The 394-nt window shown below is 68.8% G+C and carries 1 pseudogene; it reads right to left on the bottom strand.

What is annotated here, in order from left to right:
- A pseudogene (locus WDW90_RS38385) lies at window positions 1-394 on the bottom strand (MFS transporter); the annotation flags it as partial.

Below are 394 nucleotides of genomic sequence, written 5' to 3'. Positions count from 1 at the left end.
GCCGAGCGAGGCGACGAAGGGCAGGTCCCAGCGCCCGGTCGCGTCGATCACGGCGCCGAACACCACCGGCGAGATCATGCCGGCAAGCCCGAAGCCGAAATTCATGAAGCCGCTCGCCGTGCCGGAATATTGCGGGGCGATGTCCATCGGCACGGCCCAGATCGGCGCCACGATGAGTTCGGCGAAGAAGAACGCGCCGCTGAGGCACAGGGCGACGGTGACGAGATCGTTCACGAACAGGATCGGGAGCATGCACAGGAAGGCGCCGAGGAACCCCACCACGATGACACTGACCCGGCCCTTCGACGCGCTGCCGGTGCGCCGCAGGATCCGGTCGCTGACGACGCCCCCGACCGTGTCCCCCACGACGCCCGCGAAGAAGACGCCCGAGGCG

The sequence above is a fragment of the Methylobacterium nigriterrae genome, from assembly GCF_037106235.1.
Classification (GTDB): domain Bacteria; phylum Pseudomonadota; class Alphaproteobacteria; order Rhizobiales; family Beijerinckiaceae; genus Methylobacterium; species Methylobacterium nigriterrae.
This window is presented reverse-complemented; position numbering and strand designations above follow the sequence as displayed.